The organism is Pseudomonas sp. LBUM1644 (assembly GCF_059716195.1).
Genome location: NZ_CP166812.1, coordinates 1,941,004 through 1,955,000, shown reverse-complemented (window position 1 = coordinate 1,955,000; position 13,997 = coordinate 1,941,004). Strand labels below are relative to the sequence as shown.

The 13,997-nt window shown below is 59.9% G+C and carries 15 protein-coding genes (1 of these 15 running past the window's edge); 8 read left to right on the top strand and 7 right to left on the bottom strand.

Annotated elements, in window-relative coordinates:
- A protein-coding gene (locus ACA052_RS08885; protein WP_497649324.1) for a hypothetical protein crosses the window boundary here: on the top strand, positions 1–206 show its 3' portion. It extends 76 nt beyond the left edge of the window; only the last 206 of its 282 coding nucleotides appear in the window; its start codon lies beyond the left edge, outside the window; it ends in the stop codon at positions 204–206.
- Between the two features lie 9 nt (positions 207–215).
- Here the strand turns inward: ACA052_RS08885 and ACA052_RS08880 are convergent, their stop codons facing one another.
- Complete coding sequence (locus tag ACA052_RS08880) at positions 216–776, bottom strand: TetR/AcrR family transcriptional regulator (RefSeq protein ID WP_497649323.1); 561 nt, start codon at positions 774–776, stop codon at positions 216–218.
- A gap of 92 nt (positions 777–868) precedes the next feature.
- Here ACA052_RS08880 and ACA052_RS08875 point away from each other — a divergent pair, with 92 nt between their 5' ends.
- Positions 869–1,597 (top strand): SDR family oxidoreductase, encoded by a 729-nt coding sequence (locus tag ACA052_RS08875; protein WP_497649322.1) that lies wholly within the window; start codon positions 869–871, stop codon positions 1,595–1,597.
- A gap of 36 nt (positions 1,598–1,633) precedes the next feature.
- On the top strand, positions 1,634–2,224 hold the full coding sequence (locus ACA052_RS08870; RefSeq protein ID WP_497649321.1) for a 2-hydroxychromene-2-carboxylate isomerase: 591 nt from the start codon (positions 1,634–1,636) through the stop codon (positions 2,222–2,224).
- Here ACA052_RS08870 and ACA052_RS08865 read toward each other — a convergent pair.
- Positions 2,221–3,216: a zinc-dependent alcohol dehydrogenase family protein gene (locus tag ACA052_RS08865; protein WP_497649320.1), complete on the bottom strand. Its 996-nt coding sequence runs from the start codon at positions 3,214–3,216 to the stop codon at positions 2,221–2,223. The genes ACA052_RS08870 and ACA052_RS08865 overlap by 4 nt on opposite strands.
- A gap of 116 nt (positions 3,217–3,332) precedes the next feature.
- Between ACA052_RS08865 and ACA052_RS08860 the strand changes: the two genes are divergently transcribed.
- The gene (locus tag ACA052_RS08860; RefSeq protein ID WP_497649319.1) at positions 3,333–4,241 is read left to right on the top strand and encodes a LysR family transcriptional regulator; all 909 of its coding nucleotides are present in this window, start codon (positions 3,333–3,335) and stop codon (positions 4,239–4,241) included.
- Here the strand turns inward: ACA052_RS08860 and ACA052_RS08855 are convergent.
- From ACA052_RS08855 to ACA052_RS08840, 4 genes are all read right to left on the bottom strand, one after another.
- The gene (locus ACA052_RS08855; RefSeq protein ID WP_497649318.1) at positions 4,234–6,042 is read right to left on the bottom strand and encodes an aminopeptidase P family protein; all 1,809 of its coding nucleotides are present in this window, start codon (positions 6,040–6,042) and stop codon (positions 4,234–4,236) included. The two genes, ACA052_RS08860 and ACA052_RS08855, sit on opposite strands and share 8 nt — an antisense overlap.
- 65 nt (positions 6,043–6,107) lie before the next feature.
- Positions 6,108–7,265: a cysteine desulfurase family protein gene (locus ACA052_RS08850; protein WP_497649317.1), complete on the bottom strand. Its 1,158-nt coding sequence runs from the start codon at positions 7,263–7,265 to the stop codon at positions 6,108–6,110.
- A 162-nt stretch (positions 7,266–7,427) separates the two neighbouring features.
- Positions 7,428–8,042 (bottom strand): LysE family translocator, encoded by a 615-nt coding sequence (locus tag ACA052_RS08845; RefSeq protein WP_497649316.1) that lies wholly within the window; start codon positions 8,040–8,042, stop codon positions 7,428–7,430.
- 96 nt (positions 8,043–8,138) lie between these two features.
- On the bottom strand, positions 8,139–8,408 hold the full coding sequence (locus tag ACA052_RS08840) for a hypothetical protein (protein WP_497649315.1): 270 nt from the start codon (positions 8,406–8,408) through the stop codon (positions 8,139–8,141).
- Between the two features lie 432 nt (positions 8,409–8,840).
- Between ACA052_RS08840 and msuE the strand changes: the two genes are divergently transcribed.
- From msuE to ACA052_RS08820, 4 genes are all read left to right on the top strand, one after another.
- Positions 8,841–9,404 carry an FMN reductase gene (msuE, locus tag ACA052_RS08835; protein ID WP_497649314.1) on the top strand — a complete coding sequence of 188 codons (564 nt, stop codon included), beginning with the start codon at positions 8,841–8,843 and terminating at the stop codon, positions 9,402–9,404.
- Positions 9,405–9,414: 10 nt separating this feature from the next.
- The gene (ssuD, locus tag ACA052_RS08830) at positions 9,415–10,560 is read left to right on the top strand and encodes an FMNH2-dependent alkanesulfonate monooxygenase (protein ID WP_497649313.1); all 1,146 of its coding nucleotides are present in this window, start codon (positions 9,415–9,417) and stop codon (positions 10,558–10,560) included.
- A gap of 141 nt (positions 10,561–10,701) precedes the next feature.
- On the top strand, positions 10,702–11,889 hold the full coding sequence (locus ACA052_RS08825) for an acyl-CoA dehydrogenase family protein (RefSeq protein ID WP_497649312.1): 1,188 nt from the start codon (positions 10,702–10,704) through the stop codon (positions 11,887–11,889).
- Between the two features lie 21 nt (positions 11,890–11,910).
- Complete coding sequence (locus tag ACA052_RS08820) at positions 11,911–13,014, top strand: sigma-54 interaction domain-containing protein (RefSeq protein ID WP_497649311.1); 1,104 nt, start codon at positions 11,911–11,913, stop codon at positions 13,012–13,014.
- 175 nt (positions 13,015–13,189) lie between these two features.
- Here the strand turns inward: ACA052_RS08820 and ACA052_RS08815 are convergent, their stop codons facing one another.
- Positions 13,190–13,960 (bottom strand): MetQ/NlpA family ABC transporter substrate-binding protein, encoded by a 771-nt coding sequence (locus tag ACA052_RS08815; protein ID WP_497649310.1) that lies wholly within the window; start codon positions 13,958–13,960, stop codon positions 13,190–13,192.
- Positions 13,961–13,997: the final 37 nt, after the last annotated feature.

Genomic DNA, 13,997 nt, shown 5'->3' with positions numbered 1-13,997 from the left:
GCGGCAAGAAGGGGCTTCATATCAACTGTTCCGGGCTTTCGTCATCCTGGGACAAGTGCTACGCCAGCGCTGCCAACTCATGTGCCCCCAAGGGATACAAGGTTATCGCCAAGTCAGGGGACTCCGTGGAAGAACCCGGCGACTATCCGTTTGGCCTCAACCCTGCCGGCTATACCAGCCGTAGCATGATCGTCATCTGCAAATAGGCCGGCTTGTCAGGTTCGTGGACCTGATATCTGGCGGCCAATCTCATCGTAACTGGACTTCAGCACCTTGCGCTGGAGGTCCGCAGTGGCCAGCATTCTCGCCACCACCAATGCGCCGATGCATTGCGACAGAATGGCCCAGGCCAGGCTGTCGCTTTCCAGAACCCGCGCCCAACTCTCGTGAAGCCGACAAATCCAGCTCTCCGCTTGCTGCCGAATCATCACGTCGGCGCGAGCAATTTCGGCGCCCAGTGTCGGCAAGGCACAACCGGACCCCGGGTGCTCGACATGGGCCATGGTCAGGTATTGTTTCAGGCAACCCTCGAGTTTGCTGCGGTCCAGGTCTCCTCCCAGCCGTGCCAGGCTTTGCCCCAGTTCACGCTCGACGATGGAAGCGAACAGTTCGTCCTTCGACGAAAAGTGACTGTAGAACGCCCCTCCACTCAGACCTATCGCCTTCATCAAACCGTCGACACCCACGGTCGAAAACCCGGATCTCTTAGCCGACACCGCGCTGCTTTCCAGCAACTTCTCTTTGGTTTCCAGCTTGTGATTGGCCGAGTATCGCATCGCATTGCCCTCCGGATTGTTCGTCTTGACGCTTGCCGAATCGTAGCATAACGTTCGTTCAGTTAACGAACGTTTAGCAAAGGGATCACCTCATGAATAATAAGAAGGTCGTATTGGTTGTCGGCGCAGGCGATGCCACAGGTGGCGCCATTGCCAAACGCTTTGCGCAGGAAGGATTTGTAGCGTGTGTCACCCGTCGTAGCGCGGATAAACTCCAGCCGCTGGTGGATGCCATCAAGGCTGACGGCCGTGAAGCCCACGGCTTTGCCTGCGATGCACGCAAAGAAGAAGACGTCATTGCGCTGGTCGAGCAGATTGAAAACGAGATAGGCCCCATTGAAGCGTTCGTCTTCAATATCGGCGCCAACGTCCCCTGCAGCATTCTCGAAGAGACCGCCCGCAAGTATTTCAAAATCTGGGAAATGGCCTGTTTCTCAGGTTTTCTTAATGCCCGTGAAGTGGCCAAGCGCATGGCCAAGCGCCAACGGGGCACCATTCTGTTCACCGGCGCCACAGCCGGCATGCGCGGCGCGGCCGGATTTGCAGCATTCGCGGGGGCCAAGCACGGGATTCGTGCATTAGCCCAAAGCATGGCCCGAGAATTGGGCCCAATGAATATCCACGTCGCCCACGTCGTCGTCGATGGAGCCATCGATACCGACTTTATCCGCAACAGCTTTCCCGAGAAGTACGCGACCAAGGATCAGGACGGCATTCTCAATCCCGAGCACATAGCCGAGAACTATTGGTACCTGCACAGCCAGCCCCGAGACGCCTGGACCTTCGAACTGGACCTGCGCCCCTGGAGCGAACGCTGGTAAGCCCTTCCCCACAACAATAAACAGAGCGCATCGACCATGAGCAAAACCGTGGAGTTCTACTTTGACCTCGGCAGCCCGGCCACCTATCTGGCCTATACCCAACTGCCAAAGATCTGCGAACAAACCGACAGTCAACTGATCTACACCCCGATATTACTGGGCGGCGTTTTCAAAGCCACCGGCAACGCCTCCCCGGCAACGATACCCGCCAAGGGTCGCTACATGTTTCAAGACCTGGACCGCTACGCCAAACGCTATGGCGTGCCGCTCAAGTTCAACCCGCATTTTCCCATCAACACCCTGATGCTGATGCGCGCCGTGACCGGTGTGCAATTGCGCCTCCCGGAACGCTTCCAGGCTTTTATCGATTGCCTGTTTCAGGCGCTTTGGGTTGAAGGTCGCAGCCTTGATGACCCGGCGACCGTCGTAGTCGTACTGACACAGAACGGTTTCGATCCCAACGAGGTGCTGGCCCTGACGAACGATGAAGAAGTCAAAGCCACCCTCAAGGACAACACTGAAAAAGCGGTGCAACGAGGCGTGTTCGGTGCACCGAGCATGTTTGTCGATAACCAGTTGTACTTCGGCCAGGATCGACTCGACTTCGTCCTGGAAGCCCTGCGTTAAATCTCGACGACCAACCGCCCCTGCGCCGCTCCCGATACGAGCAGTTCATGGGCGGCCTCGGCGGTTTGTAACGTGAATTGCCGAGGGTCGAGCAACGGTTTCAGCTTGCCCGCCTCAATCAACCGCGCCGCCTCACGAAGAATCTTCCCGTGATGCTCGCCACCCTTGCCCGTCAATAACGGTAACAAGGTAAAAACCCCGGAATAAGTCGCCCCGCGAAACGACAGCGGCGCCAGGCTGTGCTGCCCCCAACCGAGGCAACTCACTACATGGCCGTGATAAATCCTAGCGGCCTTGAACGACGCATCCAGTGTCTCACCGCCCACCGTGTCATAAACGATATCGAAGCCTTCCCCGGCCGTGTGCTCGGCCACATAGTCTTCAACTGAAGCGCTTCGATCGATAAACGTCGCCCCAAACCCTTCAATGATTGCTTGCTGACGGGCCGAACCCGTGGCGAACACTTCGGCGCCCAACGCGCGGGCTATTTGCACAGCCACCTGCCCGACACCACCCGCGCCGCCATGAATCAATACTTTCTGGCCCGCCCGCACCCGAGCCCGATCTACGAGTCCTTCCCAAGCGGTAATCAGCACCAGCGGTAACCCTGCCGCTTCGCGCAGGCTCAGATTGCGTGGTTTAGGCGCCAACAACCGCGCATCCACTGCCGCGTATTCAGCGAGCGAACCTTGGGCACCGCCGATTCCGGTTGCCATCGCGTAGACCTCATCGCCCGGTTGCCATCCGCTGACGCCCTCCCCCAACGCTTCAACAACTCCCGCAAGATCGATGCCCAATACCGCAGGCAACGGCTGTCGTGCATGGGCGGCCTGGCCCGCACGGATTTTTACATCCAGAGGATTCAGCCCGCTGGCCTTGATCCTGACCAACACCTGACCCGCTTCAGGCACGGGCCGTAATACTGAGGCCAAGCGTAGCGGCCCATTAGCCGAGTCAACAATCAGAGCGCGCATTTCAAGTGAGTCAGTCATTTCGCAAATTCCCGTCAGAGGTGGCTGTGAGATAAATCTTGCGCCCAATCACTCATGCCGATAAGCCGTCATATCGCTATAGTAATCATGCCCATTTGGCATGAATGAGAACGACCATGGACAAACTCAATGCAATGGCGATCTTCGTCCGAGTGGTTGAGCGCGGGAGCTTTTCGGCGGTTGCCCGAGAGTTGCAGACCAGCCAGCCGACCATCAGCAAAGTGCTGCGGGCGCTGGAAACCGAACTGGGTGGAAAGCTGATTGCCCGCAGTACCCGACAGCTCTCCCTGACCGATGAAGGTCAGCGGTACTACAGCGAATGTCGACACATCCTCGCGGCCGTGGACGCCGCAGAACACAGCTTTCAATCAGGCCGCGAAACCGTTGCTGGCAACCTGAGAATTGGCTCATCAGTGAGCTTCGGACGTTTGCAGATTGCCGCGCGTCTTCCGGGTTTTCTCAAAAAATACCCGCAGGTGCAGATTGATCTGCAATTGAGCGATCAAAACCTGGATCTGGTCAGCGAAGGGCTGGATGTCACGTTCAGGATTGGCGAGCTGAACGACAGCGGCCTGATCGCGCGCCGCATCGGCACCACGCACCGCATAACCGTCGCAGCACCTGACTACATCGAGCAACACGGCCAGCCGCAAACACCGGAAGAACTCAGCGGGCATAACTGCCTGCAGTTCAACCTGCTGAACAGCCAGAACCTATGGGTTTACGAGAAAGACGCTCGACGTTACGACGTGCGGATCAAGGGCAATGCGCAAAGTAACAATTCCGAGGCGATCCGCGAGATGGTGCTGGGCGGATTGGGGATTTCGCTGTCGCCGGTGTGGCTGTTCAGCGAGGACCTGAAGGCTGGCCGAGTGACCGCGATATTGCAGGACTACAGCGCACAGTCGCTGCCGATTCATGCGGTGTCCCCGGCCAATCGTCGCCAATCCGCCAGGGTCAAAGCCTTTGTCGACTACATGAGCCAGGCGCTGGAAACAGCGCCTGAACTCACGCCTGTCAGATAGCGGCGGTGCGGGTGTTCAGCCACTCAAGGGCGGCACCGTCGAGCAGTGGGCTCAAACGGTCGCGCACTTCAGCGTGGTAGGCGTTGAACCACTGCTTCTCGTCGACCGTCAGCAACGACGGCTCCAGGCAACGCGTGTCGATCGGGCACAGGGTCAGGGTTTCGAATTTCAGGAATTCACCGAATTCGCTGCTTCCGGCCTCGCGGTTCAACACCAGGTTCTCGATCCGCACACCCCAGCGGCCCGGGCGGTAAGTACCCGGTTCGATGGACGTGATCATGCCTGGCTGCATCGCAGTCTGCGGTGCTGGCGCGGCTTGATAGGCGATGACTTGCGGACCTTCGTGCACGTTCAGGAAATAGCCGACGCCATGGCCGGTGCCGTGGCCATAGTCGACGCTTTCAGCCCAGATCGGTGCCCGGGCGATGGAATCCAGCAATGGCGACAAGATACCCCGAGGGAATTGCGCACGGGACAAGGCAATCACGCCTTTGAGCACTCGCGTGCAATCGCGCTTCTGCTCGTCCGTCGGTGTACCGACCGGCACCATCCGGGTGATGTCGGTGGTACCGCCCAGGTACTGACCGCCGGAGTCGATCAGCAACAGGCCATCGCCTTCGATCACCGCGTGTTCTTCTTCGGTGGCGTGGTAATGCGGCATCGCGCCATTGGCGTTGAACGCGGCAATGGTGTTGAAACTCAGCGACACATAACCCGGACGCCGGGTACGCGCAGCCGTCAGGTGTTCGTCGATGGTCAGCTCGGTGATGCGCTCACGCCCAAGCGCCGTGTCCAGCCAGGTGAAGAATTCGCACAGCGCTGCGCCATCCTGCTCCATGGCCTGACGAATGTGCTGGGCATCGGCCAGGCTTTTCTGCGATTTGGCCAGGGTAGTCGGGTTGAGGCCTTCGACCAGTTTGACGCCGCTGTCCAGGTTATCCAGCAAACCTGCCGTGACCCGTGCCGGGTCGACCTGCAGGCTCGCCCCGCTCGGTACCGCGCGCAAGGCCGCGGCCACTTCGCTGTAATCACGCAGGGTCACGCCGTCTTGTTCGAGGACTGCACGCAGGTCGGCGTCGACCTTGCTCAGCGCCACGAACAGCGTCGCCTGCTGCTGGCTGATCAAGGCAAAGGACACGAACACCGGGTTGAACGACACATCGCCGCCGCGCAGGTTGAACAGCCAGGCGATGTCGTCGAGGGTCGCGATAAAGTGCCAGTCGGCACCGCGATCTTTCAAAACCTCACGCAGCTTGGCGAGTTTTTCGCCGCGGCTGACCGTCGCCTGGGGTGGCAAGTGTTGATAGATCGGTTCGTTCGGCAGCGTTGGGCGGTCGCCCCACACTTCGCTCAACAGATCGATGTCGGTGCGCAGGCGCGCGCCACGCTCTTCGAGCTTGCCGCCCAATGTACGCGCCGACGCGACAGCCATCACCGCGCCGTCTACGGCGACGACGCCGCCTTCAGGGGTTTGCTCGGCCAGCCAGTCCAGCGGGCCGGGTTGGCCCGGTTGCAGCTTGACCAGTTCGATGCCGCTGCCGTTGAGTTCCTTGCTTGCTTGCTCCCAGTACCGGCTGTCAGCCCAGACGCCGGCGAAGTCAGGCGTGACGATCAACGTGCCGACCGAGCCATGGAAGCCCGACAGCCATTGCCGCCCTTGCCAATAGCCCGGCAGGTATTCCGAGAGGTGCGGATCGGCCGACGGCACCAGCAAGGCGTGAATGCCTTCCCGGCTCATCAGTTCGCGGGTTTGCGCCAGGCGCTGGGGCACCGATCCATTGATCGAAGGCTGCGTAGTCATAGTGTCTCCTGCTAACCACTTCATCATTATTGTTGAGTGCCGATTCGGGTCGGCGCTATAAGGCGCTACTGCCAGAATGCCGGAGCACTGGCGCAGGCCGCTTTAATCAGGTGTGCCGCTTGGTCGATATCCTGCTCGGTGGTGAAACGCCCGAGACTCAAGCGGATGGTGCGACTCGCCGAGCGAGCGTCATGCCCCAATGCCAACAACACATGGGACGGCGCATTGCTCGCGGAATTGCAGGCCGAGGTCGCGGAAAACGCGATCGACGAGCTCAGCGCTGCGGAATTGAACTCACCTTCATTGAAGGTCAGGCTCAACGTGTGAGGAATGCGTTGAGTCGGGCTGCCGTTGAGGCTAACGCCGGGAATGCTCAGCAGTTGCTCGAGCAGGCGCTCACGCAAGCGCACGATCGTGGCTTTCTCTTCATCGAATAATGACGCCGCCAATGCGAAGGCGACGCCCATGGCAGCAATCTGGTGGGTCGCCAGGGTACCGGAGCGCAAACCGCCTTCGTGACCACCGCCGTGGATCTGCGCCTGCAAGCGCTGTTGCGCGCGAGGGCCGACATATAACGCGCCGATGCCTTTGGGACCGTAGACTTTGTGGGCCGAGAAGGACATCAAGTCCACTGGCCATTCGGCCAGGTCGATCGCCACTTTCCCCGCGCCCTGGGCCGCGTCGACATGGAACAACGCATCGCGATCACGCACCACCTGGCCGATGGCCGGGATGTCGTTGACGGTGCCCAGCTCATTGTTGACCAGCATCAACGAGACCAGGAAAGTGTCCTCGCGCATTGCCTCGCTGACCGCTTGGGCGCTAATCAACCCCTCGGCGTCAGGCACCAGATACGTCACCGCAACACCCGCATCCTGCAGTTGTCTCGCGGTGTCGAGAATCGCCTTGTGTTCGATCTGGCTGGTGATGATATGTCCGCCGGACACACCCCGCGCCTGAGCAACGCCCTTGAGGGCGAGGTTGTTGGATTCGGTGGCACCGGAAGTCCAGACGAACTGGTCTGCCTGGGCGCCGACCAGTTCGGCCACTTGACGCCGCGCCTGCTCGACCGATTGCCGGGCCTGTTGGCCAAACGCGTGGGAGCTGGACGCCGGGTTGCCGAAGTTGCCGGAAAAACCCAGGCACTCGACCATGACGTTGATGACCCGCTCATCCACCGGCGTGGTGGCGGCGTAGTCGAAATACAGCGGACGTTCATTCATAAAAAGACTCGCAGAGCTTGTTCCGGGATCAGGTGCCGGAAACCCGTGCGCCAGCAATACCTGATCGGATGCGTTAAAGAAGTACGACTTCAGTGAAAAGTGCGTAGGAACGCTCCTGAAGTCGAGCTTAACAGGCATCGGGCAACCGGTTGAAGCAATGCGTCAGCTAAAGCTTTCGAGCAACAACGGGTACAGCGAAATCACCAGCAGCGCGGCCATGCCCCAGTTGAACAGGCGCAGCCAGCGGCGGTCCTTCAAAACGTTGCGCAGCAGCGTGCCACACGCGGCCCAGACGCTGACGCTCGGCAGGTTGATCAGGGCGAAAACCGCGGCGATCACAATCACATTGGTGAAGTAGCCCTGCATCGGTGTGTACGTGCTGATGGCACCAATGGCCATGATCCAGGCCTTCGGGTTGACCCACTGAAACGCGGCGGCGCCGAGGTAGCTGATCGGTTTGCTCTCGCCCTTTTCGCTCTCGGAGACGGGCCCGGAGTGGGCGATCTTCCACGCCAGGTACAGTAAATACGCCGCCCCGACGTATCGCAGCGCGCTGTAGAGCAGTGGATAAGTTTTAAACACGGCGCCCAGACCGAAACCCACCGCCACGACCAGTACGAAGAAGCCGCAGGTAATGCCAAGCATATGGGGAATGGTGCGGTTAAAGCCGAAGTTCACGCCCGATGCCAGCAACATGGTGTTGTTGGGGCCCGGCGTGATCGAGGTGACGAAGGCAAACAGGGCGAAGCCCAGCAGCAGGTCGAATGAGAGTGTCATGAGCGGCAGTCCATCAAGGTCAGTCAGGTATCGACCCTATCGCACGCCTTGAGGGAAACCCATGGACAGTTAGGTAAAACTTCGACCAGTACAGTCTCAGCTCGCGCGGCCGTGAAGCTTCACTGTGCGCTCGGCGTTCATCTCGCCCTGGTTGTCGAAACTGAACGATTTCTGCGGCTGGCCAAGCAATTCGGCTTTTTTCGCGTGGTATTCGTCGAAGGACAAACCGCGACGATTCAGATCCTCCAGCGCCAATTCCTTGGTTTCTTCTGCGGTGTATGGGCGCAATTCCGGGGAGACGTGGCTGGCACATCCGGCGAGAACGGAAACGGCGAGCATCAGGAAAGTGGCGATAAGAGGTTTCATGTCTGGCGTCCTGGCATCTGGGTTCGGGGCAATGAACACAGGCTACGCCGGGGGTTGGATCAGCAGAAATCAACGCTCTCGATAGTGAGTATTGGGGATCGCCGAAGATGATGAGAATCAAAAGATCGCAGCCTTCGGCAGCTCCTACAGGGATATTTGTTATTCGTTAACGATCTATAAATATTAATTAACAGTCTTTTACGGAATAACAATCAACCTTTATAACAATCCCCATCGCTTTACCAACTGTTGCTCACGCAACTGTTTGTCGGGCAACAGTCATTCAACAAACAGCCCTGAAAATCGAACAGCGCTTGCCGACCAATGCGTTGAAAGCACCGTAATACGGGGCTCCGAGGGATTGGTACAGCTCTTGCTCAGCCTAGTGACTACTCACTGCTCCTTGAGCAACTGTTTAAAAAGGAACTGATCATGACGCGTCCGTTGAAAGTCGTTGCCCTCTCCGGCGGCACTTGGCGTCCGTCCCGCACACTGGTGCTGACTCAAGCGCTGCTGGCCCAATTGGCTGAACAATTGCCGATCGAGAGCAAGCTGATTGAACTGGGTGACATCGCCCGGCCATTGGGTGCTGCGCTGTCCCGTCAGGAACTGAGCGCCGAGATCGAAGCCGAACTGCACGCCATCGAAAACGCCGACCTGCTGATTGTTGCGGCGCCGGTGTATCGCGGCTCCTACCCTGGCCTGCTCAAGCATTTGTTCGACCTGATCGACCTGAACGCGCTGATCGACACCCCGGTGTTGTTGGCCGCCACCGGTGGCAGCGAGCGACATGCGCTGGTGCTCGATCATCAGTTGCGCCCGCTGTTCAGTTTCTTCCAGGCCCTGACCTTGCCGATTGGCGTCTATGCCACCGAAGCCGATTTCTCCAATTACCAAATAACCAGTGAGCCCTTGAAGGCTCGCATTCGCCTGGCTGCAGAACGCGCCGCGCCGTTGTTCGGCGTGCATCCCAACAATCTGCTGAAAATCGCTTAAGGATTTCTTCATGGATGTTTTCTGGTTCCTGCCGACTCACGGCGACGGCCATTTCCTGGGCACCACTCAGGGCGCACGCCCGGTGACCCTCAACTACCTGAAACAAGTGGCGCAGGCTGCCGACAGCCTCGGCTACCACGGCGTGCTGATTCCCACCGGACGTTCCTGCGAGGATTCGTGGGTCATCGCTTCGGCGCTGGTGCCATTGACCGAGCGCTTGCGTTACCTGGTGGCAATCCGGCCGGGGATCATCTCGCCCACCGTCTCGGCACGCATGGCCGCGACGCTGGACCGCTTGTCCAATGGCCGCCTGCTGATCAACGTGGTGACTGGCGGCGACCCGGATGAAAACCGTGGCGACGGGATCTTCCTCGATCACAGCGAGCGCTACGAGGTCACCGACGAGTTCTTGCAGATCTGGCGCCGGGTGCTGCAAGGCGAATCGGTGGATTTCGAAGGCAAACACCTGCAAGTGCAAAACGCCAAGGCGCTTTATCCGCCGGTGCAGAAACCCTATCCGCCGTTGTACTTCGGTGGTTCTTCCGAAGCGGCCCATGAGCTGGCTGCCGAGCAGGTCGATGTTTACTTGACCTGGGGCGAACCGCCGGCCGCTGTGGCGGAAAAATTGGCCGACATTCGTGAGCGCGCCGCGCGAAACGGACGCACGGTGAAATTCGGGATTCGCTTGCATGTGATCGTCCGCGAAACCGCCGAAGAGGCCTGGAAAGCCGCCGACAAACTGATCGAGCACATTAGCGACGAGACGATCGCCGCCGCGCAAAAATCGTTCTCGCGCTTCGACTCCGAAGGTCAGCGCCGCATGGCCGCGTTGCATGACGGGCGCCGCGACAATCTGGAAATCGCCCCCAACCTGTGGGCCGGTGTCGGCCTGGTGCGTGGCGGTGCCGGGACGGCGCTGGTCGGCGATCCGCAGCAGGTGGCGGCGCGGATCAAGGAATACGCAGACCTTGGGATCGAGAGCTTCATTTTCTCCGGCTATCCACACCTTGAAGAAGCGTATCGCTTTGCCGAGCTGGTGTTCCCGTTGTTGCCCGAACCGTACGCCAGTTTGGCGGGGCGCGGCGTGACCAACCTCACCGGGCCGTTCGGCGAAATGATCGCCAATGATGTGCTGCCCACCAAAGCCAAGGCCTGACCCAGCCCGCTGGATCTGCTCCGGCCCCGATCCTGTAGGAGCTGCCGCAGGCTGCGATCTTTTGATCTTGATCTTTGAAAGTCAAAAGATCGCAGCCTGCGGCAGCTCCTACAGGGGGTCATCGACATGAAGGAACCCTGCGTGACTGCCAAGCCGCGAAGCGCCCTGTTATCCCCACTGCACACCGCTCGCCTGTTAGCGGCCGAGTTTGCCTTGACCGCCGTCGAGCGCGACGAGCGTGGCGGTACGCCCAAAGCCGAACGCGACGCCTTGCGCCACAGCGGTCTGCTCGCGTTAAGCATTCCTACCCAGTTCGGTGGCCTCGGTGCCAGCTGGAGTGAAACCCTGGCCATCGTGCGCGAATTCGCCAAGGTCGACAGTTCAATTGCCCATGTGTTTGGTTTTCATCACCTGATGCTCGCCACCGTGCGCCTGTTCGCCCGGCCTGAGCAGTGGCAGCCCTGGTTCGAGCAGACCGCGCGCAAGAATTGGTTCTGGGGTAACGCCCTTAACCCGCTGGACACGCGCACCGTGGTGAAAAAACTCGGTGGCTGGCGTGAGTTCTCCGGCAAGAAGAGCTTCTGCTCCGGAGCCAGCGACTCGCAAATGCTGATTGCTTCGGCGGTGGATGAAAGCGCTGGCGGCAAGCTGCTGATCGCCGCGATTCCCAGCGGCCGCAGCGGCATCACCTTGCACAACGACTGGAACAACATTGGCCAGCGCCAGACCGACAGCGGCAGCGCCAGCTTCGAGCGGGTACGGGTCGAAGAATCGGAACTGCTGCTCGATCCGGGTCCGTTGAGCACGCCGTTCGCCTGCCTGCGGCCACTGATCGCCCAACTGACGTTCACCCACATGTTCCTCGGGATTGCCGAAGGAGCCTTCGAGGAAGCGCGGCAATACACACTGACCGAGACCCGGCCATGGCACAAATCCAGCTCTCAGGATGTGCGCCAGGACCCTTATGTGCTCGCCCATTACGGCGAATTCTGGGTCGCGCTCGAAGGTGTGCGGTTGCTGGTAGAACGCGCCGCCGACTTGCTCGACAAGGCCTGGGCGAAAGGTCCGAATCTCAGCGCCGAAGAGCGCGGGCATCTCGCGACGGCGATCGCCACCGCGAAAGTCGCAGCCACCCGTAACGGGCTGGAGTTGTGTAGCCGACTGTTCGAAGTGACCGGCGCACGCTCGACTCACGCGTCCCTGCGACTGGACCGTCACTGGCGCAACCTGCGCACGCAAACCCTGCACGACCCGGTGGACTACAAACTCCATGAACTGGGTGACTGGGCGCTGAACCAGTCCCTGCCGATTCCGACTTTCTATTCATAGCCTTCTCATGGAGCCTGCCCCATGCAACTGCTGACCTTACCGCCATCCCCCGCCCTGGCCACCTCGATCCGCGCCACGGCCCAGGTGTTTGAAGACCCGAAGTCCCAGGCCCTGCTCGCGCACTTGCAACAAGTCGCACCGAGTGAAGCCAGTGTGCTGATCATCGGCGAAACCGGCACCGGCAAAGAATTGGTGGCGCGGCATATCCACAACCTCAGCGCCCGACGCAACCGGCCGTTCGTGGCAGTGAACTGCGGCGCGTTCTCCGAATCCCTGGTGGAAGCCGAGTTGTTCGGCCACGAAAAAGGCGCCTTCACCGGTGCGCTGAGTGCCAAGGCCGGCTGGTTCGAAGAGGCCGACGGCGGCACCTTGTTCCTCGATGAAATCGGTGATTTACCCATGGCGATCCAGGTCAAGTTGCTGCGCGTGCTACAGGAACGCGAAGTGGTACGACTCGGTTCGCGCAAGAGCATTCCCATCGACGTGCGCGTGCTGGCGGCGACCAACGTGCAACTGGAGAAAGCCATCAACGCCGGGCACTTTCGCGAGGATTTGTACTACCGCCTCGACGTGGTCAGCCTGGAACTGAGCCCGCTGCGTGATCGTCCCGGGGACATCTTGCCGCTGACCCGCCACTTCGTCGAAGCCTACAGCCAGCGCCTGGGTTACGGCACCATCACCATCAGCAAAGAGGCCGAACTGAAATTGCGCGGCTACAGTTGGCCGGGCAACATCCGCGAACTGGAAAACGTGATTCACCACACCCTGCTGATCTGTCGCAATGGCGTGATCGAACGCGACGATTTGCGCCTGTCGAACATGCGCATCGAGCGTCAGGACGATCACCAGGCCAACGTCGACGATTCGGCGCAAGCGTTGCTCGAGCGGGCTTTTCAAAAGCTGTTTGAGGAGCAGGCCGGGGCGTTGCACGAGAAAGTCGAAGATGCGTTGCTGCGCGCGGCCTATCGCTTCAGCCATTACAACCAGGTGCACACCGCTGCGCTGCTGGGTTTGAGCCGCAACGTGACCCGCACGCGATTGATCAAGATTGGCGAGCTGGCGGTAAACAAGCGCCGCCCCACGGAAAACGTACAGGGCGAACGCTTGATGCAGTTGTCGATCTAGGCGCTTACCGGGAGGGAGCTTGGGCCAGGTGCGCGGCTGCTGGAATCGGGGGTTGGTCCGAAATAGCGGTGCGGCCTTCGCGAGCAGGCTCGCTCCCACAGGGGATTTGTGTCGTTCACAGATCCAGTGTGGGAGCGGGCTTGCTCGCGAAGGCGTCCGCCCCGTCAACGAAAGGTTAGAACCCCGGCGCGATCTGCCCTTTGTAGCGCGTCAGGATGAACTGCCGCACTTCATCGGAATTCAACGCCTTGGCCAGTTTCTGAATACCCGGGTCGTTGATGTTATCCGGCCGCGCGACGAGGAACTCGATGTACAGACTCTTGCCCTTCTCGACGATCAGCGCGCTGTTGGTGTCGATCCCCGCTTCCAGTGCGTAGTTGGCGAAGACAAACGCCAGGTCCACCTGACTCACCGAACGGGCCAGCAATGCGCCTTCCAGTTCACGAATCCTCAGGTGCTTGGGGTTTTCAATGATGTCCCGTTGCGTCGCCAGGGTGTTGCTCGGGTCCTTGAGTTTGATCAACCCGGCTTCGTCCAGCAGCACCAGTGCGCGACCGGTGTTCACCGGGTCATTGGGAATTGAGACGGTGGCGCCATCCTTGAGCTCGGCGATGTTTTTGATTTTGGTCGAGTAAGCCCCGAACGGTTCGATGTGCACGCCGACCACCGGCACCAGGTCGGTGTGGCGGGTCTTGTTGTAGTCATCGAGAAACGGTCGGTACTGGTAATAGTTGGCGTCGAGGTTCTTCAGCGCCAACTGCTGGTTGGGCTGGATGAAGTCGGTGAAGACCTTGATGTCCAGGTCCACGCCTTCCTTGGCCAGGGTGGGTTTGACGAACTCGAGGATTTCCGCGTGCGGCACGGGAGTGGCACCGACGGTGAGTTTTTCATTGGCGTGAACGCTCAACGACACGATGGCAGCCAGAATGGCCAGGGTCATTTTCATGCTGTGCTCCTAGGCAGTTTGAGTGGCCGTCGTGGGG